The 20179-nt window shown below is 46.7% G+C and carries 12 protein-coding genes; 10 read left to right on the top strand and 2 right to left on the bottom strand.

Going from position 1 to position 20179, the window contains the following annotated elements; genetic code table 11:
- The first annotated feature begins 48 nt into the window (after window positions 1–48).
- Complete coding sequence (locus tag MKY99_RS22700) at window positions 49–894, top strand: NAD(P)-dependent oxidoreductase (protein ID WP_339266484.1); 846 nt, start codon at window positions 49–51, stop codon at window positions 892–894.
- A 281-nt stretch (window positions 895–1175) separates the two neighbouring features.
- Window positions 1176–3386 (top strand): helix-turn-helix domain-containing protein, encoded by a 2211-nt coding sequence (locus MKY99_RS22695; RefSeq protein WP_081393096.1) that lies wholly within the window; start codon window positions 1176–1178, stop codon window positions 3384–3386.
- A 179-nt stretch (window positions 3387–3565) separates the two neighbouring features.
- Here the strand turns inward: MKY99_RS22695 and MKY99_RS22690 are convergent, their stop codons facing one another.
- Complete coding sequence (locus MKY99_RS22690) at window positions 3566–4489, bottom strand: helix-turn-helix transcriptional regulator (RefSeq protein ID WP_339266481.1); 924 nt, start codon at window positions 4487–4489, stop codon at window positions 3566–3568.
- A gap of 407 nt (window positions 4490–4896) precedes the next feature.
- On the opposite strand from MKY99_RS22690, the gene MKY99_RS22685 reads away from it, so the two are divergent.
- From MKY99_RS22685 to MKY99_RS22655, 7 genes are all read left to right on the top strand, one after another.
- Window positions 4897–5781, top strand: a complete 885-nt coding sequence (locus MKY99_RS22685) for an ABC transporter permease subunit (protein WP_143759569.1) — start codon at window positions 4897–4899, stop codon at window positions 5779–5781.
- A 15-nt stretch (window positions 5782–5796) separates the two neighbouring features.
- Window positions 5797–6693 carry a carbohydrate ABC transporter permease gene (locus MKY99_RS22680; RefSeq protein ID WP_042190759.1) on the top strand — a complete coding sequence of 299 codons (897 nt, stop codon included), beginning with the start codon at window positions 5797–5799 and terminating at the stop codon, window positions 6691–6693.
- A 96-nt stretch (window positions 6694–6789) separates the two neighbouring features.
- Entirely contained in the window at window positions 6790–8457 is a 1668-nt protein-coding gene (locus MKY99_RS22675) for an extracellular solute-binding protein (protein ID WP_339266480.1), read from the top strand.
- A gap of 98 nt (window positions 8458–8555) precedes the next feature.
- The gene (locus tag MKY99_RS22670; RefSeq protein ID WP_339266478.1) at window positions 8556–9689 is read left to right on the top strand and encodes an SGNH/GDSL hydrolase family protein; all 1134 of its coding nucleotides are present in this window, start codon (window positions 8556–8558) and stop codon (window positions 9687–9689) included.
- A gap of 46 nt (window positions 9690–9735) precedes the next feature.
- Window positions 9736–11457 carry a right-handed parallel beta-helix repeat-containing protein gene (locus tag MKY99_RS22665; RefSeq protein WP_339266476.1) on the top strand — a complete coding sequence of 574 codons (1722 nt, stop codon included), beginning with the start codon at window positions 9736–9738 and terminating at the stop codon, window positions 11455–11457.
- Window positions 11458–11603: 146 nt separating this feature from the next.
- The gene (locus MKY99_RS22660) at window positions 11604–13985 is read left to right on the top strand and encodes a glycoside hydrolase family 95 protein (RefSeq protein WP_339266474.1); all 2382 of its coding nucleotides are present in this window, start codon (window positions 11604–11606) and stop codon (window positions 13983–13985) included.
- Window positions 13986–14536: 551 nt separating this feature from the next.
- Window positions 14537–16597 carry an alpha-galactosidase gene (locus MKY99_RS22655; protein ID WP_339266472.1) on the top strand — a complete coding sequence of 687 codons (2061 nt, stop codon included), beginning with the start codon at window positions 14537–14539 and terminating at the stop codon, window positions 16595–16597.
- A gap of 72 nt (window positions 16598–16669) precedes the next feature.
- Here MKY99_RS22655 and MKY99_RS22650 read toward each other — a convergent pair whose 3' ends face one another.
- On the bottom strand, window positions 16670–17539 hold the full coding sequence (locus MKY99_RS22650) for an AraC family transcriptional regulator (protein ID WP_339266470.1): 870 nt from the start codon (window positions 17537–17539) through the stop codon (window positions 16670–16672).
- A gap of 252 nt (window positions 17540–17791) precedes the next feature.
- Between MKY99_RS22650 and MKY99_RS22645 the strand changes: the two genes are divergently transcribed.
- The gene (locus MKY99_RS22645; protein ID WP_339266468.1) at window positions 17792–20116 is read left to right on the top strand and encodes a glycoside hydrolase family 95 protein; all 2325 of its coding nucleotides are present in this window, start codon (window positions 17792–17794) and stop codon (window positions 20114–20116) included.
- The last annotated feature ends 63 nt before the right edge of the window (window positions 20117–20179 follow it).

The raw sequence follows: 20179 nt of genomic DNA, 5'->3' as shown, positions 1-20179 counted from the left end.
CCCTTTTTTCTGAATGATATGCGATGAGAAAAAGAAGGGGAGATGAGCATGAATATTCTAATTACCGGAGCAAGTGGATTTATCGGAACGGCTCTAGCCAAGTATTTGGCAGATAAACATACAGTGATTTGTCTGTCACGCCAAGCTCCGGAAGGGGCTTTTGCGTATGTTCAGGGTTCTTTTGATTCGGCGGAGGATTTGAGCAGGCTGGACTCGTATGATATTCAGGCGGTGATTCATCTTGCCGCAGTTACTGGCGGCTCTACTGAGGAGGAAAGCCTTGCTGTTAATGTGCTGGGAACAAGGAGATTGTACCGATATCTGCTTGACCACGGTTGCCCAAAGTTCATCACAGCGAGCTCCATTGCCGTGGTGGGTGGACTCACTGAGGATTTTATTCCGCTTGAGCTGCCTATCCCAGATGATCATCCCTGTTTGGCAGCGGATGCCTATGGGCTAAGCAAGGCTATGGTCGAGGAGTTGACCCGGTATTTTCATCGCAATCATAAAGATACCGACTTTATCAATCTTCGCTTTGGAGCTGTAGCCTCCCTAGGCTGGATTCCTCCTGTCTTGAAGACAGGATCCAAGCCAACGCTCCCGTTCATCACACTGGGGCATGTCCATGCTGAGGATGTGGTGGAGGGAATTACTGCGGCACTGGAATCTCCACTTAAGCCGGGGGTAAGAACTCTCAATCTGGTTGGGCCGGATGCTAGCAGCAATTTGCCAGTGGCTGAGCTCCTTACCCCGTTGGTGGGGAATGATTATAATTTGGATTATTATCATTTTTCCGGTCAAGAATATAAGCCTTTGTATGCTATGGATCGTTTCAAGGAGGAATTCGGTTTTGTGCCTTCACGTTCTACCCGCCATACGATGGGTACAACTTAGAAGGGTTAACACACTGGAAAGATAAAAAAATTTGGATGGTGAATAAAAAGCAGTGATAACGGCGTACATCGGTGCTTTTTATCCAGTTCTGAAAGTTTTAACACCTGTAAAATTGGGTTTGCACACTTGACTATTAAGTAAAATGTTTTAATCTATGGTAATGATAGCGCTATCGAAATGATATTAGGGGAGGGGTCACTACGCTTAAATATTCCAATATCTTTCGTAAATTCTTAATCTCCTATGTAGTCATTTTGGTCATTCCCAGCATTGGCGGATATATGTCCTATCTGACTTCGATTTCTGTGACAGAGTCTATCTCTATTGAGAACGGGGTCACCCAGCTCCAGAAAAGTCAGGAAATATTGGAGCGCCGCATGGCGGAAGTAGAAGGGTTTACCAGGCAATTGGCAGTCAATCAGGAGCTAAACGTTCTGATGAATGAAAGAGACAATGAGACGAACGTGTATGGCATTTGGAGAACGATGCGGAATGTCCTGACTTTCGGTCAGACGAATGATTTTTTGCAAAACTATTATATTTACCTCGCCAATTATAATCTTATTCTAACCCCAGGTTCTTCTTACCGGCCGGAACATTACTACTCTAATTTCAACTATAAGGATCTTTCGCTACAGGATTGGACCAAAGAAGTGCTTGAGAAAACCCACCGCAGTGAAATCAAGCCACTCAGTGACTATGTTAGCAGGGGCATGCAAACCTCCGTTATTACCTATATGCAGTCACTCCCTCTGGATAGTTTCAACGATTCCTCACCAGCTGTCGCGGTAGTGATCATAGACGAGAAAATCATTTCTAGTCTATTATCTGGTCTAACTGAGCGATACGGAGGCTGGGTTCATATCAGCGATGCTGAAGGAAATACGATTGTTCTGCAGGGAAGTGATGAGCAGAAAATGGCCCATATGACCGCTGATTCGGATTTTGATAAAAACAAGGTTAGTCAGTTCTATGAAGACGATCTAGTGATCACGACTCGTTCTGATTCGAACGGCTGGGTATACCAGACAGGGATTCCCCGGCATATTTTGATGGAGAATGCTAACAAGATCAAGCAAATGTCCATACAAATTACGGGAGGAACATTACTCATCGGCTTGATAGTTGGACTAATATTAGCTTACCGTAACAGCGCTCCAATCAATCATATGCTTAGCGTCATGAAGGAGCAATTTGGCAAGGAAGAGGCCTCTGCCAAGAATGAATTTGACTTTTTAAGCGGGAATATTGCCAATATGATCACCAAGAACAAGTTGCTGGAAACCGAACTTAATCGTCAGCTTCCGTTGGTCAGGGATGCATTTCTGAAGCGGTTATTAGCAGGTGAATTCAAAACGCATGATGAGATTCTCACTGCCGCCGAGCAGGTGGGGATTAACTTGAAACAGAACACTGGATATGTAGGAATTGTTCAGATTAACGGCTATGCCGGTATGGACAGCGTTGAAATTCTCAATGAGCTGAATGCTTCCCGTTTGCTGCTGAAGCAGTCCCTATCGGATCTCGGAGTGGATGTACTAATGACGGATATGGGCTCCGACAAAGTGGTAACTCTGTTTTTCTCCAAGGAAGAAGAGACCGACAAAGCGTATGAGGCAGAAAATATCACTAACATTCTGGAGAATTTGGCGCAGTACGTTTTTAATGAGTACCGTATTACTACTCAGGGGGGCTTCGGTGATCTTTTCACAGAAATAACGGAGGTTAGCCTTTCCTTTGACCAAGCCAAGCAAGCTCTGGAATATGCCGTCTACATGAATAAAAAAGGAATTGTATGGAGTAGCGAAGCCCAAAATGAGAATACGACCTATTATTATCCACTGGATACAGAGCAACGTCTGATCAGTACCATTCGGGCTGGAGAGCTAGAAGAGGCTAAACGGATTGTCCGTGCGATTGTTGCCCAGAACATGGAACAGCGTGAATTATCCATGGAAATGAAGCAACAGCTTGTTGGTGAAATAAAAGGGACGTTTCTTAAGCTTCTGGATCAAAAGGCTTTTACAGAATACCCGGACATCGAGAGTGTGAAGCGGAGGGTCATAGACATTGGTTCATCGGAACGACTCGAAATGATTCAGACCGAATTTTTTGTCATTATGGAAGAACTGTGCGGACTTATTGCAAATAAAAAGAAGGATGTTCATATTCAGATTATTAAGCAGATCAAGGAATATACCGTAGAGAATTATTCGGATACAGAGCTGAGTCTGTACCGGGTAGCTGAACAGGTGGAACGGCCTGAAAAATACATTTCTCAATTGTTTAAAGAGGTTACCGGTGTCAATTTCTCTGATCATCTGATAAAAGTGAGAATGGATCAGGCTGTGATTTTGCTCAAAGATAGTCGGTATACGGTCGATGAGATTGCTATGCGGGTGGGCTATAACAGTTCACATTCTTTCAGACGGGCCTTCAAGCGGTTAATCGGCGTTTCACCGAGCGCTTATAGACAGTCTATTGATGAATAAACAGTTGTTTAGTGAAAATTAAGTATTAGACTGATTCATTAAAAGAAGCAGCGGCGGACCAAGACTTGATAAATAAAGTCTTAGACTGCCGCTGTTGTCGTTCAACTAACGTTTCCCGGTAGCTTTGGGGATCGCCAACGGTCTATGGATTACCGATCTCTGATCTCCGATATCCGTGTCTACTTTACTTTATTTAATAAGTTTGTCACCATTCTGCTCAATGTCCCTTGATCGACGAAAGGAGCAAGACTTGCCAGCAGATCTGGGCTAAGATGTTCAGCTTCGACTCCACCAATCAACTTCTCGAGATTTTCCCTGTCCAGAAAAGGTGCGAGGCTTATGATCTGGTCCGCATCGATAGTGCCGTCTGCAACCCGGTCTACCAAGCGGTTTAATGTTTCTCTGCTAATAAAGGGTGCCAGCCCTTGAACGGAATGCCAGCTCAAGCTGCTCTCTTCTGCTTGTTGTACCAAGCGATCTACATGTTCTCTATCAAGAAATGGGGCAATCCCAACAAGATTGTGCACTTCTAAGGAAACGTCAATCGATTTATCTACCAGTCGACATAATGTGTCGCTGCTGACGAACGGAGCGAGTCCAGTAATAGTATTCCACACAATTTCGCCCTCTTCTGCCTGACGAACCAGTTCATCCAATGTATCTGTTCCAAGGAACGGAGCCAGCCGCATGATCACGTCTAAATTAAGGACGCTGCTGTCTAATCGTTCTGTAACCTTATGCAGAGCGCTTGCTTTTACAAACGGCGCTACTTCTACAAGCTCCTCCAGCTCAGCCTCTCCGGTATTGACCATCTCTGCAACTTGTTCCGGCCTGTTCTCTGCGATCTCCTCAACGATCGTTCCTAGGTGCGGGTGCTCCCGAATTTCTGTATTGTCTCCTGCATTTAAAATGTCGTCTACCGTTTTGCCGAATAATCTCGCAAACTTCGGAAGCGTTCCGATATCCGGTAGCGAGTCGCCCCGTTCCCATTTCGATACCGCTTGATGACTTACATTCAGTTGATCGGCAAGTTCCAATTGGGTCAAATCCTGGTCTTTGCGAAGCTTCGAAATATAAGCTCCAATTTTACGCAAGTCGAGCATTGTATACCTCCAATAAAACAAAATGTACAGTGCGCACTGTCAAAAACAGCATAGCATTTCTGCAAACGCAATCCTATCAAGCGTTGGTTGAATTGTCTCATGCGCTTTATTCAACTGCCGGTAGAATTGTCCAGATTGGAAATCTCCAGAGAGGGGCCTGATTCCGGAAAAATGGCCGTTCTACAGCTATTTTGTTCTCCCTGAATAGGGTTATTTGTACGCTGAAATGCCCAAGTGTACCTTTTCTTTGGGGATAAAAGTCAATTATGATCAACTCGTAGAAAGCGCTATCATAAACTACTGGCGGTTGCTTAGGGGGGATTGTTCTGGAGAAAGAAATAGTATTACATCACAAGTCGTTACCGAAGCGTAAGGGCTCTGTATTTTTACAAAATGCTCGTAGAAGTATGAAAAAGCACTGGCAGCTACATTTGCTCGTGATTCCACCTCTGTTATTTTTCCTCATTTTTAAGTATTATCCAATGCTGAACGCGGTTCTAGCCTTCAAGGACTACAACGTGATTAAAGGAATATGGGGAAGTCCATGGGTTGGATTTCATAATTTTCGATTATTTTTTGATAATCCACAGTTTTGGACGCTGCTCAAGAACACCATCATGCTTAGTGGTTACCTGCTGCTGGCGGGATTTCCAATTCCGATTATCCTTGCGCTCATGATTAATGAATTGCGCGGGGGAAGGTTCAAAAAGTTCGTCCAGCTGGTCTCATTTGCGCCTTATTTCATCTCGACGGTTGTCATGGTGTCCATTATTATGCTATTTATGGCACCTCGTCTTGGATTTGCGAACATCGCTCTCAACTTCTTCGGTTTGGAGTCGATCAATTTCCTTGGAGAACCGGGAATGTTTCGTTCGATTTATGTCTGGTCTGATATTTGGCAGACTGCGGGCTACAGTGCCGTTATCTATTTAGCAGCGCTTGCCGGCATCGATCCTACGCTTTATGAGGCAGCCAAAGTCGATGGCGCTTCACGCTTTCAAAAAATTCGTTATATTGATCTGCCAGGTATTGTGCCTACCATCGTCATCATCCTGATTTTGAATGTTGGGAATGTCATGGCTATTGGCTTTGAAAAGGTCTATCTTCTGCAGAACCCGCTCAATCTGGCGAATTCCGAGATCATTGCCACTTATGTCTACCGGGTCGGTTTGCTGAACGCCAATTATAGCTTTGCAACTGCGGTTGGTCTATTCAACTCGGTAATCAACCTTATTTTGTTGCTTACGGTGAATGGCTTGGCTAAACGCATCACAAACAACAGCATCTGGTAGGAAAGGAGCAACCACATGGCAGCAGTTCAGCAAAAAATTAAAGAATCAACTGGCGATAAGCTATTTCTGACCACTATTTATATTCTACTCAGCCTCGTGGTCATCGCGGTGATTTATCCGCTAATTTTTATCATCAGCAGCTCGATTAGCAGTCCAGCAGCCGTTACCTCCGGTCGAGTCTGGTTATGGCCTGTAGATATTTCCTTCAAAGGTTTCAAGGTTCTGCTAAATACACCCGAGATCATTACAGGCTACGGCAACTCCATTTTTTATACAGCCGCAGGGACGTTCATTAGTGTTGTGCTTACGATCATGATCGCGTACCCTTTATCACGCAGAGGTTTCTTCGGACGCAACACTTTGATGATGATCATCACCTTTACGATGATATTCAGCGGCGGGCTGATTCCGACCTATATGGTCGTGAAGGAACTCCATTTGATTGATACCCGCTGGGCACTGCTGATACCAAACGCGATTTGGGTATGGCAGGTCATTATTGCCCGGTCATTCTTTCAATCCTCCATTCCGGAGGAGCTGCTGGAAGCCAGCGAAATCGACGGTTGCAGTGATATGCGGTTTGTCTGGAGCGTTGTCATTCCATTATCGAAGCCCATTATCGCGGTGTTAGTCCTTATGTATGCGGTAGGACAGTGGAATGCATACTTTGACGCTTTGATTTATTTGAAATCAGCGAATTTGTTCCCGCTTCAGCTTGTCTTACGAAGCATCATCATCCAGAACAACAGTGCAGGTACAATGGATGCGATGAAAATGGTGGAGCGGCAGCAGCTTGCTGAGCTACTCAAATATGCACTTATAGTTATCGCTACTCTGCCTGTACTTGTTATCTATCCGTTTGTTCAGCGTTATTTTGTCCAAGGAATGCTGGTCGGTTCAGTTAAAGGCTAATTCACAGCTTTCAGAATCTGGAGAGGGGGAGAGGCACGCAGTAAAATGACAGAAAGATATCGTACCTGCCTAAATTATAAAAGGGAGTGATCGAATTTGAAGAAAAGTATGATGATCTTGTCATTGGTGCTGGTATTAATTCTTACGGTGGTGTTAAGCGGATGTGCTAATAAAAATACAGATAACACATCCTCCGCACCTGCTGAGTCAGGTAACTCGGAATCAGCAAGCAAACCGGTGGAAATCAGCGTGTTCTCGGTTCAGGAATCCGGGATCGATGTTCCTACCAATAAATTTTCGAAATTTGTGGAAGACAAATTCAATATTAAATTCAAATGGGAAATCAACCCTTCAGACGGAGCCAAGGAAAAGCGCCAAATCTCACTTGCTAGTGGCGATTACCCTGATGCTTACCTGCTCACTCACTATATCGATCAGTTCTCACAGGCAGATCTTCTGAAGTATGGCAAACAGGGTGTGCTGATTCCTCTGAACGATCTAATTGATAAATATGCTCCGAATATTAAAGCGGCTATGGAAAAGAACGATAATTTGAGAACGCTTAACACAGCGCCTGATGGTAATATCTACGGGCTTGTCGCTTACACAGAGTGCTTTCACTGCTCCTATCCGAGCAAAATGTGGCTCAATACCGAGTGGCTGAAGAAGCTGAATCTGGAAATGCCGAAGACAACCGAAGAATACAAAAAAGTGCTGGAAGCTTTCAAAACACAAGATCCGAACGGGAATGGAAAAGCAGATGAAGTGCCGCTAAGTGGCTCTATTGAGGAGTTTGGTGTACGCATTGTACCATTCCTCATGAATGCATTTGTATACGATGATGACCGCAATTATCTGAACATGATGGATGGAAAAGTTCAATCGGCGGCTGTCACACCGGAGTGGAAGGAAGGCCTGACCTATATCAAATCTCTGTTTGACGCAGGTTTGATTGATCCAGGGGCATTCACACAGAATGCGGAAGCCTTTAAGAAAATCGGTGAAAATGCCGATGCGGAAATTCTGGGCGCTGGTGCGGGCATGCACCCTGCGATTTTCGTCAATATTGATCCGGGCAATAGAAGCTCGGCACACTACAATCCTGTACCACCGATTAGCGGACCGGAAGGTATCTCCTATGCGACTCATGATGCAGGTGGCGTATCCCCAGGAGCGAAATTTGTCATCACCAACAAAGCTAGCGAGGAAGCACAGATCGCTTTAATTAAAATGGTAGACTACATGTTTACTTCTGAAGGACAGACCAATGGTGGCAGTGGTATGAAGGGCATTGATTGGACTGATCCAGAAGAAGGCGATGTAGCACTGGACAAAGATGTTAAACCAGTGATCAAGACCATTCCTATGGCGGAGGGCGAAGCGCCGCGCAATGCGGGCTGGAGCGGCATGGGTCACTTCTATATGCCAAAAGAGTACCGTGATACCTTCGTTCAAGCTACTGACATCTACGCTTCCAGCGGTTATGAACGCAGATTGTATGATGCGACTCTGCTGTATGAAGGACATGAGCCTAAAGAATTATTCCCGATCTGGTCGATTTGGATTGATCCAAGCGAAATCGATGAAGCGAGCTTACTGCAAACCAACATCAAGAATTACATTGAGCAAAATCAGCTTCAATTCATCACTGGCAACAAGGATCTTAATAAAGATTGGGATGCTTATATAAAAGGTCTGAAAGACTTGAAGCTAGATCGTTATCTCGAAATCTTGCAAAAGGCTTACGAAACTTCTAAAAAATAAAATATTGAAATCAGAATCAGGTGCTGTAAGATATACCCCAGCACCTGATTTCTTGATTTCAAGGAAAAATATACATTTTTATTTACGGAGGATCAATCATGACAGAAGAGAAACATTGCAATCATCAATTTGTGGTTCCAAGACGGGGACTACCGAATACAAGCGTAAGACTTGCGGGAAAGGAGCCGGTGACTGTCGCCTTTTTGGGTGGTTCCATTACAGAAGGGGCAGGTGCTTCCGACGCGGACACATTTAGCTGGAGAGCGCTGACTGGTAAGTATCTGCAGGAGCGATTTGCGAATCATGAATTCCGCTTCATCAATGCGGGAGTGGGTGGAACGAATTCCACGCTGGGCGCTCACCGATTACAGTCGCATGTCCTGCAATACGGCAAGATTGATCTTCTATTCGTTGAATTTAGCGTCAATGACGGCAACGACCGGGAAGAATCCATTAGAGGTCTGGAAGGAATTGTACGCCAGTGCAGACGGTTGTCGCCCGGCACTGACATTTGCTTCTTGTATACGGCAGCAGAGAAGAATCTGTCAGGGAGCAATCCCTTTAACATTGCCGTCCACGAAGAAGTAGCTGAGCATTACGATCTTCCATCTGTTAATTTTGCAGCTAGAGTTTATGCACAGACCCAGGCCGGACAAATGGAGTGGACTGAGCTGGCTCCGGATGGATATCACCCCAATGATGACGGACATGCGCTGTATGCTTCTTTTTTACAGGAGTATTTGTATGCAGCTCTTGTTCCTGACAACACACATTCAAATACCCGAAGCGCGTTAAGTATTGCTCCTCTGGAGGAGCGAAATTATGAATACGGTAATTTACTGGATTTCAGAGGCGCTGATCATGCAGATGGGTTCGAGCTACGCGAGCTTACCCCTGATGTTCCACTGATGAACTGGCGATTTGGAACGGAGCATTTATATACAGACAGCAAAGAGGCATCTTTTTCTTACACAGTAACCGGACAGAGTGTGGGTCTGCTGCTGCTCTACGGCCCGGACAGTGGGATATTCGAATATTCGCTCAATGGCGGTCCCTTTCATGCGGTTAACTTATTCGATGAATGGTGTCCGCTTGCGTTTCGGCCTATTATTGCTATGTTCGGAATCGAGGAACAACGTCAGGAATTGCAAGTAACCGTGCGAATTACAGGGGAAAAGGATGAACAGAGTAAAGGCACCAGTCTGCGCATTTTGCAGCTAATGTACAATTGATTATTCTAACCTAGAGGATTATACTGCCTCTTATTAAGCGTTTACAATGCTAAGAAAGTTGGTGTTGATCATTTCTTTTACAGAACACAGCGTCGATTCTTCTCCTATCGTAATTCGCCTGACTGATTTTGGTGTTCTGCCGGATTCCGGCTTGGATGCTCAGCCAGCCATGACAAGAGCTATTGAGGCAGCCGCCGAAATAACTGGGCCGGTCCTGCTGGATTGTCCAAGAGGCTGTTATCATTTCTATCCGGAAGAGGCGATCCGGAAACCCTACTACATCTCCAACACTACCAGTGAAGAAGAAAATCCGGATGTCACCAAGACTATAGGAATTCTCTTAAAGGGGCTGCACAATTTAACATTTGAGGGCAATGGCTCTCTATTTATCTTCCATGGCAAGCAGACTATGTTCTTGCTGGATGGCTGCAAAAATATAGAGATTCGTAATTTACATACCGACTATGCTCGGCCGACTGTGACAGAGATGACGATTACTGAAAGCGGTACTCATTATTTCGATGTCCAGGTTCACTCCGATTCACGGTATGAGATCAGGGATGGCAAGCTGGTCTGGATCGGTGAGGGCTGGAGCTTCTCGGAAGGACCAATGCAGATCTATGATCCACTTAGCAATACGACTTGGCGGGTGGACAACTGGTCGGAGCTGGCTGATTCGGTTGAAGAGCTGGAGCCGATGAAGCTCCGCTTGCATTTTGATCATGGGCCTGAGGTTGTCCCCGGGCAGGTTCTGCAAAGCCGTGATGGTATTCGCGATCAGGTAGGTGTCTTCATTGTGGAGAGCGCTAACATCACCTTCAGCGATGTGGGGCTGCATTTTTTACACGGACTTGGTGTTGTAGGGCAGTTCAGCGACAATCTGACCTTTCAACGCATGGATATTTCGCCGCGCCTGGAGACAGGCCGAACGGTTACTGGCTTTGCGGATTTCATCCACATGTCCAGCTGCCGAGGTAAAATAACTGTTGTGGACAGCCGTTTTGCCGGTTCTCATGATGATGTCGTCAATGTCCATGGTACCTATCTACGGATCATGGAGCAGCTGTCTGCGAATAGGCTGAAGGTTCGGTTCATGCATCCGCAGACTTACGGTTTTATGGCCTTCCATCCAGGAGACGAAATTGAATTTGTTCGTTCTGGCTCTCTGACTACCTATGCTGCTAATGAAGTGATAGAGGTTACGCGTCTCAATCCACGCGAGCTAGTACTGACTTTAGCACAGCCTATTCCTGAAGGGATTGGCAGTTATGATGTGATCGAGAATGTAACCTGGACACCGGAGGTTGAAGTCGTAAATAATCACCTCGCTCGGGTACCGACCCGCGGTATCCTTGTGACAACACGGCGTAAAGTAGAGATTAAGGGGAATGTTTTTGATCGGATGCAAATGAGTGCGATTCTGGTTGCCCTGGATGCGGAGTCTTGGTATGAGTCTGGCAAGGTGGAGGATGTAACCATCGCTGAGAATCATTTTATTGAATGCGGGGGCATCGAGCATCCGATTATTTTCATTTCGCCAGAGAACACAGAGGTTGATGAGAGCACTCCTGTTCATGAGGGTATAGTTATTAAGAACAACAGGTTCGAGACTGGTGAAACGTTAGTCCTTAGTGCCAAGAGCACCCGCGGACTGGTCTTCAGTGCTAACGAAATTGTCATGGGTGGGGAAAGTACGAACTGTCTTTCCAGTGTTGCGGATGCGATACGTTTAACCGCCTGTAGCGAGGTCGATATTCAGGATAATTAATTCAATGAGTTAGGGCAGGTTGTGTTAGATCGCGATATGGATCGGTAGATCGATGTATAGAAAACGCTTTATCTGATCTTTATAATGAGGGCAGACTTGGGGGAATACATTATTTAATTCATGACAGATCGTGAGGGAGAGAACCAATGAAACTTCAATATGACAAGCCAGCAACTGTATGGACCGAAGGGCTTCCGATTGGGAATGGCCGTCTGGGTGGTATGATCTTCGGCGGTGTGGAACAGGAGAAAGTCAGTCTAAACGAGGATACATTATGGTCGGGATTCCCGAAGGATGGGAACAATCCAGGTGCTAAGGAAGCTCTGCCAAAGGTTCGAAAGCTGATTCAGGAGGGCCGGTATACAGAAGCGGACACCCTGACTAGAGAGATGCTAGGTCCGTACACCCAATCATATCTGCCCTTCGGAGATTTACTACTTCGTTTTGAGCATGGTGGTGTTTATCAATCCTATCGGCGGACATTAGATATTGAACATGCGGTTCACCGCATTGAATACAAGATTGGTAATGTTACTTATACCCGTGAGATGTTCGCTTCACATCCTGATCAGTTGCTCGTGCTGCGTCTGACTGCAAGTGCACCGGGAGCGCTGAATGTACATGCTACGCTAGATAGTTCGCTTCGGCATAGCCTTCACGCTCAGGGTGATAACTTTGTACTCTCGGGAACTGCACCGGAGCATGTTGATCCAAGCTATTTTTGGAGTGACAATCCGATCCAATACGGAGAACCTGGCAAGAGCAAGGGCATGGCCTTTGAAGGACAACTCTCCGTAGTAGCAGAGGATGGGGAAGCTACCGTTGACGGTAGTGGAATTCATCTGTTGGGAGGAACGGCTGCAACCTTCTATTTCAGCGCGGCTACAGGCTTTAATGGCTTTGACAAAATCCCGGGAGCTGAGGGGAAAGATGCTTCTGCTATTGCAGCTTCTTACTTGGCAGATGTGAATGGAAAGTCTTACGACAGCTTGCTTCAAGCGCATGTCGAGGATTATCGATCACTTTTTGACCGAGTGAAGCTCCAATTAGGTAAGACACAAGCCCCGGAGTCGATGTCCACGGAGCAACGGATTACGACATACGCGGCACAAGACCCTGGTCTTGTCGAGTTGCTGTTTCATTACGGGCGCTATTTGATGATCGCAAGCTCGCGCCCCGGAACACAGGCTACTAATCTGCAGGGAATATGGAATGCGGTTACCCGTCCGCCGTGGAGTAGCAATTATACACTGAACATCAATACAGAGATGAATTATTGGCCAGCTGAAATTTGTAATCTGGCGGAATGTCATGAGCCGTTGCTGGATATGATCGGAAATTTGGCGAAGATGGGTGCGGAGACTGCTCAAGTCAACTATGGTGCCCGAGGCTGGGTGGCTCATCATAATACGGATCTTTGGGCACAGACAGCACCGGTGGGGGATTATGGTGACGGAGATCCAAGCTGGGCTTACTGGACGATGAGTGGCGTTTGGCTGACACAACATCTCTGGGAGCATTATGCTTTTGGCGGGGACGAGGAATATTTACGGACTTCCGCTTATCCTGTGATGAAGGAGGCGGCTCTGTTTGCACTGGATTGGCTTATTGACGATGGTAACGGAAGGCTTATGACCTCCCCATCCACTTCACCAGAGCATAAATTCCAGACAGCGGAGGGCTTGGCTGCAGTCAGCGCAGGTGCTACTATGGATATTTCGCTCATCTGGGAGCTGTTTACGAATTGTATCGAGGCTTCGGAAACGCTTGGAACGGATGAGGATTTGCGTGCAGAATTGGTAAGTGCTCGTGAACGTTTATTGCCACTGCAGGTTGGTAAGTACGGACAGTTGCAGGAATGGTCCTTAGACTTTGAGGATGAAGATATGTATCACAGACATACCTCACATTTGGTCGGTATCTATCCGGGCCGGCAGTTGTCAGAAGAAGAGACCCCTGAGCTGTTCGCTGCCGCCAAAACTTCGCTTGAACGGCGTGGGGATGAGAGCACGGGCTGGAGTCTGGGCTGGAGAGTTGCGCTCTGGAGCCGCTTCCGGGATGGCAACCGCTCACTACGACTGCTCTCAAACATGCTGCGGCTGGTGAAGGACGGGGAGTCCGAACAGTATAGTCACGGCGGGGTTTATGCCAATCTGCTTGGCGCACATCCACCGTTCCAAATTGATGGTAACTTCGCCGCTTCTGCCGGAATTGCTGAGATGCTGCTGCAATCTCACCTCGGGTATCTCGATCTGCTGCCTGCACTGCCAGATGAATGGCAGGAGGGAAGCGTGGCGGGGCTACGTGCCCGCGGTGGCTTTGAAGTTAGCATTCAGTGGGATAGAGGCCATCTCGTGGAAGCACAGATTACCTCCCTTCTAGGCGATGAATGTGTGATCCGCACAGATGCTTCGCTCATGGTGAGTAATGGCGGCAACGAGATGGAATTTGACCGCTCCGTAGATGGAATGGTGAGCTTTCCAACGACCGCAGGCCAGACCTACAAGCTTATAGTTGGTAAGCAATAATAGTCAGTTTCATACGAATATGGACAGCAGCAGGGACATGAATTACAGGTCCTGCTGCTGTTTTTTTGTACGAATATAATACTGATCAACAATTAGGGAAAAACTCCCTGAAATTCGGAGATTTTTGCTCGCAAGACTAACAATCAGGGAATTTCTCCCTGAAATTCATTCGATCTGGTGGTGAATTTGGAATTCACTCTGTTTTTTAGGGAGGAATTCCCTCATTACATTGAAATATAGTGTTTTCTGGCTTTTTTTAGGGAGGTTTTCCCTAATCTATCTCTTCTAGCTGCCCGAAGGTGAAAACGGAGTGTGGATACGAAATTGTTGAGCATGAGCAGTATTTTATGTACAGCCTCTTCTTCTTGTCATCGACATGAATATTAGGGGGATTAAGGTTTGTGCTAGATGTGTTAGATCGCGGTATGGATCGGAAGATCGTTGTATAGAAAACGCTTTATCTGATCTTTATAATGAGGGCATACTTGGGGGACACAGGTACAGAGCCTGCCGCCTTCAAGGTCCAAAACGCAGTAACAAGGAGGCAAATCATGCTAACTGATAGTGCTACAACGGTAAAAGTAAATACGGACACAGCATCTCTTATCTGTGTAACCAATGATGAGGTGAATCTAGAGATTGATCTCGGGACGGGTGAGGCATCCGTTGCCCGCGGAAACACTTCTCATGTAAAAGGGATTCGCAGTGCATTCCGCTGGCAGGGCCGGGAATATAACACTGAACATTATCAGAGCCACACACTGAAGTCTCAGGAAGTGGTAGTTCGTGAGGGCTTTGGAAAAGGTGTTCGCGTAGTCATTTTGCACGAAACGTCCCTGCTGCCACAGCTGGAGCAGCATTTCTATATTTATGAATCTTCATCATTTGTATTGATGCAAATCGTAATCGCAAGCGATGAAGAGATCAAGGCAAACCGGATGGCTGTCCTTCAGACCAAATCGGTGTCACTTGGCGGGGAGTCAGGGCAACCCGAAGAACCAAGCATTCTGCGTGTGCCGTACGACAACGACAAGTGGGTCAGATATACAGTAGTGAAGCCGCCGATGGATACGGAAAGCTATGAAGTAACTGCATTGTTCGCGCCGGAAAGCCGGCAGGGAATTATTATGGGTTCCATTACGCACAAGGTGTGGAAGACAGGGATTCGTATCAAAAGCGAACGGAGCGGAGGGATCGAGGAGCTGGATCTTTACGGCGGCGCTGTAAGTGAAATGACCCGCGATTTCCAGCCACATGGTTATGTGAAAGGAACAAGAGTAGAGTCACCGCTCGTTTTCGTAGGGTTCTATGATGATTATAGAAAAGGGCTTGAAGCGTACGGTCAGGCTAATACCTGGATAGAGGCTCCTCTGTCATGGGATGGCGGCGTTCCTATCGGCTGGAATAGCTGGTCTGCGGCAATGGCTGAGCTTGATTATGATCTGTATACATCCACCAGTAATTTTCTGAAAAATGAAGTGCAGCCGCTAGGATTCCAGAATGAGGACACACTGTACATCAACTTTGATGCTTTCTGGGACAATTTCACACCAGAAGAAATGAAGAATGCACTGGACCTGGTTCGGGAGAATGGTCATAGACCGGGAACTTACTGGACGCCTTTTGCCTTCTGGGGAAGTCCGGCTCAGTTTGGAGATCTCGTGGAAGGTACAAACGGCAAATACACTTATGGTGATATCTTGCTGCGAGACAGCGAAGGAGAAATTTTGCCGGATGTTGATGGAGGGCTGGCCATTGACCCGACACATCCAGGCAACCTGCAAAGAATAGATTGGTATACGAATAAATTCATCTCGGAAGGCTTCGAGTATGTCAAGCTAGATTTCTTGGCGCATGGTGCACTGGAAGGGCAGCATTACAATCCGGAGATTACTACGGGAATTGCGGCATATCACTATGGGATGACTTACTTGCAGAACAAGCTCTCACCAGAGGTGATCGGTCGGCCGTTCTTTATCAATCTATCCATCGCGCCATTGTTCCCTTATGCATTTGCGCATAGCCGCCGGGTATCCTGTGATGTCTTCGGCACGCTACACGATACGGAATATTTGCTGAACTCGTTGACACATGGCTGGTGGATGAGTCATACCTTGTACCATTACAATGACCCGGATCATTCCGTGCTCTACAAGAGCCACAACCAAGATGCCACTGGCTGGCATGAAGGACGGAGCCGACTGACTGCTTCGGTCATCGCTGGAACGGTACTTCTGCTAGGCGATGATTTCCGAAAAGAAGAAGCAGCCGCACGGGCCAAAGCGTGGCTGGGCAATAAAGAGATTATGAATGTCGCCCGCCTAGGGAAGACTTTCCACCCTGTCGAAGGGGATCTTGGCAAGCAAGCTTCCGATACTTTCGTACTTGAAGATGCAGAAGATGATGTATTTTATCTTGCTGTCTTCAACTATGATGCTGCGAATTCTGCTCATAAATCTATCTCCTTGGAGCGTGCAGGGCTGAAGGGTCAAACAGCTTACCAACTGCTTGATCTATGGGAAGGCACACAAGGGGAAACAGCGGGAGAGCTTGTAGTTACGCTCGAACCGGCAGAGTCCAAAATCTTCAAATTAACGGCAAAAGCCAACTGATTATACACATTGAAAAAAGAATACGCGCAACCGCTTCTCGCGGATAGCGCGTATTCTTTTTTTGTTGAAGTCTTACATTCGTATTCGGCTTTGCGGATTAAGGCGGTACTGTGTTGGATTAATGCCGTAGCAGGCACTGAAATGTCTGGTGAAGGGATGGATGGAAGGATAGCCCAGCTTCTCGGCAATTGCAGTCACACTAAGCTCACTCTCCAGAAGCAGCCCTGCCGCCCGTCTCATGACCAGATGATGATGATAGACGCGTGGCGTCATTCCAGTCTCCCGTAGAAACAACTCGTGGAAATATGTCCGCTTGAGCCCGCAGAACTGTGCCCAATCTTCGATAGATTTACCACGCTCGGGGTGGGTGTTCAAATATTCGAGCAGGCGAACAATACGATAATCACTTGGCTGATGCTGATGGAGGGCATTATACCAGCTCAAGATCCAGCCGTACAGATAGCTATTGGCCATCTCATTACGATAGAACAGCGCGTTATTGTAAGACTTGGCAATCATCACAAGACTATCGTATAGCAGGGGATATTTAGCTAGTGGAAATACGCAAGGCAACTCGTTCAGCTCGGCGCAGGGTGCTTCGGTGGCTTTTTTTTCAAATTGTAAGACTTCAGGGGCATGGATAAATAAAAGGTTATTAGATACTGGAGAGCGGTTGTCCCATAAATCAAAATAGATGTTGTAGGACGAAAGTGGATGAGAAGGCATGATATGAAAAGCATGGGGCTGACCGGGACGGAGAAAGACAAGTGTCCTCCGTTCAATCGGATAACGTATTCCGTCGATCTCCATCTCACCGGGGCCATCAGTAAACAAGTGGAACGCGTATGCATTACCGACTCTCAGATGCTCATTGCTGCTGCCGTCGTACACATAAGGCATGATTGCGCCGACATACGGAGTCATTTCAGATAGTTTATTCATGCGGTCCCTCTTTTCTTAACTTACCGTACAAATCATCAAATAATCGAACAGGTCAACAAAGACAGTGATTCATCCAAATGATACGATAAATACAATGAATCCGCAACATATTGGATAGGTTTAAGAAAGTGTGATTCATCTTGAAAGAGATGGAATTATGAATAATTTTACACTATATAGCGGATTAATTAACAACATTTTTAGAGGGTTATCGCGCTTGCACAGATTCTACTATGGACAGGAGAAAATAAAATGAGCGATTTTAGATTATGGTATTCTACCCCTGCAACGGATTGGTCACAAGGATTGCCACTGGGCAACGGAAGAATAGGTGCAGTAGTGATAGCTGCTCCGTATCGTGAGGTATGGAACATGACCGAGGTTACCTACTGGTCGGGTCAAGCTGAGTCAGAGCCTGCTCCTTTCGGAGGCAAAGCTGCGCTGGAAGAGCTGCGAAAGTACTTCTTTGCTGGCGATTATAACGAAGGTGACCGTCTAGCCAAACAACATCTGCAGCCGAAGAAACGAAATTTCGGTACGAACCTTGGTTTATGCGAGGTTGTCATTGACTTTGCAGAACAGGACACGGATTCCAGGTCAGCAGCGGCTATCGAGCGAGAGCTGGATTTGACCTGTGCGGTGGCCCAGACAGTGGTTCAAAGTAGTGGAACAACGCTGCATCGTGAGATTTTTGCCTCCCATGCTGATGATCTGGTGGTCTCAAGAATTTGGAGCGATGAACCGGGAGGTGTATCCTTTACGATCGGTCTGGAGGGTGGTTCAGAGTCGTTTACGACTCAAGTCGTGAATGACGACACTATTGAATTCAGAGGACAAGCCACAGAGAATGTGCATAGTGACGGAACTTGCGGGGTATGGGCAAAGGGACAAATTAAGGTAAGCATTTCCGGTGGTACGATGTACAGAGGGGACGGTCAATTGAGAATTGCCGGCGCCAATGAGGCGCGAATTTATTTTGCCGTCAGCACCGATTACAACCGTAGTAACTCGGAGTGGGAAATGAAGAGCAGCAGCACATTACAGCAGGCTTTGATTAAAGGATATGCGCAGTTAAAAGAAGATCATATCGAAGATTATGAGCAAGAATATGGTAAGGTGGATATCCAATTAGGTACCACTGGGAAGGTGAATCTGCCGACTGACAGGCGTATTCGATTACTGGCACAGGGCCAGGAGGAAGATTCGCAGTTGTTCGCGTTGTTCCTGCAGTACGGACGTTACCTGACTATTGCTGGAGCACGTGCAGACTCCCCGTTACCGCTGAATTTACAGGGAATATGGAATGATGGTGAGGCTTGCCGTATGGGCTGGAGCTGTGACTATCATTTGGACATCAATACACAAATGAATTACTTTCCGACGGAAGTCGTAAATCTTGGGGATAGTCATCTACCATTAATGCGCTATATTGAAGATTTGTCTCATGCTGGAAAGGCAAGCGCTCGCGATTTCTATGGCAGCAAAGGCTGGGTAGCACATGTATTCTCGAATGTCTGGGGATTCACGGCTCCGGGCTGGGAGACATCTTGGGGGCTAAACGTAACAGGTGGGGTATGGATTGCGACGCATCTGATGGAGCATTATGAATACAGTCAGGACCGTGTATTTCTGGAGCAACAGGCCTATCCAGTGCTAAAAGAAGCCGCAGCATTCTTCCTGGATTATATGACCATTCATCCCAAATACGGCTGGTTGGTGACCGGACCTTCGAACTCGCCGGAGAATCATTTCTATCCTGCGGATAGCAGCGAGGGGGCACAGCAGTTGTCTATGGGGACCACCATGGATCAGATGCTGGTGAAAGACCTTTTTGAGTTCTGCTTAAAGTCTGCGAAACTACTGAATACGGACGAGGAACTACAGGAGCAGTTGAAGGAAGCAATATCCAAGCTGCCACCGTTTCAGATCGGCAAGAGAGGGCAACTGCAAGAGTGGCTCGAGGACTACGAGGAAGCGCAGCCGGAGCATCGGCATTTGGCCCATTTATACGCGGTATATCCAAGTAATCAGATCACACCAGGTAAGACACCTGAACTTAGCGCTGCGGTGAGAGTAACACTTGAGAACCGGATGGTTCAGGAAGAACTAGAGGATGTGGAATTTACCGCCGCATTGTTCGGTCTCGGCTTTGCTAGATTGTACGATGGAGAAAAGGCTTTTAATCATATTTCTCATTTGATAGGCGGACTCAGTTTCGATAATTTATTTAGCTTTTCCAAATCGGGCATTGGAGGAGCGGAGTGCAATATTTTTGTGATCGATGGGAATTTCGGGGGTACGGCTGTTATTGCCGAGATGCTGCTGCAAAGCCATGAGGGTGAGATTCATCTGCTGCCTGCACTTCCAAAAGCATGGGGTACAGGATCAGTCTCTGGACTGCGGGCCAAAGGAAATGCTGAGGTTGATGTAGCTTGGGACAATGGTCAATTAGTGGAAGCTACGATCCGTACCTACTCGCCAGGAACCGTGACACTTCGGTTGGGAGATAGAAGAGCTACTGTTCAAGGAGAAATAGGAGGAAGCTACTATTTTAACAGTCAGTTAGAGTTGGTATAATGATTCAGCGGGGGTGATATGAACCCCCGTTTTAATTATGCTGGGTTATTAGCGCATGATTAA

This window comes from Paenibacillus sp. FSL R5-0470 (genome assembly GCF_037975205.1).
GTDB lineage: Bacteria > Bacillota > Bacilli > Paenibacillales > Paenibacillaceae > Paenibacillus_AQ.
This window is presented reverse-complemented; position numbering and strand designations above follow the sequence as displayed.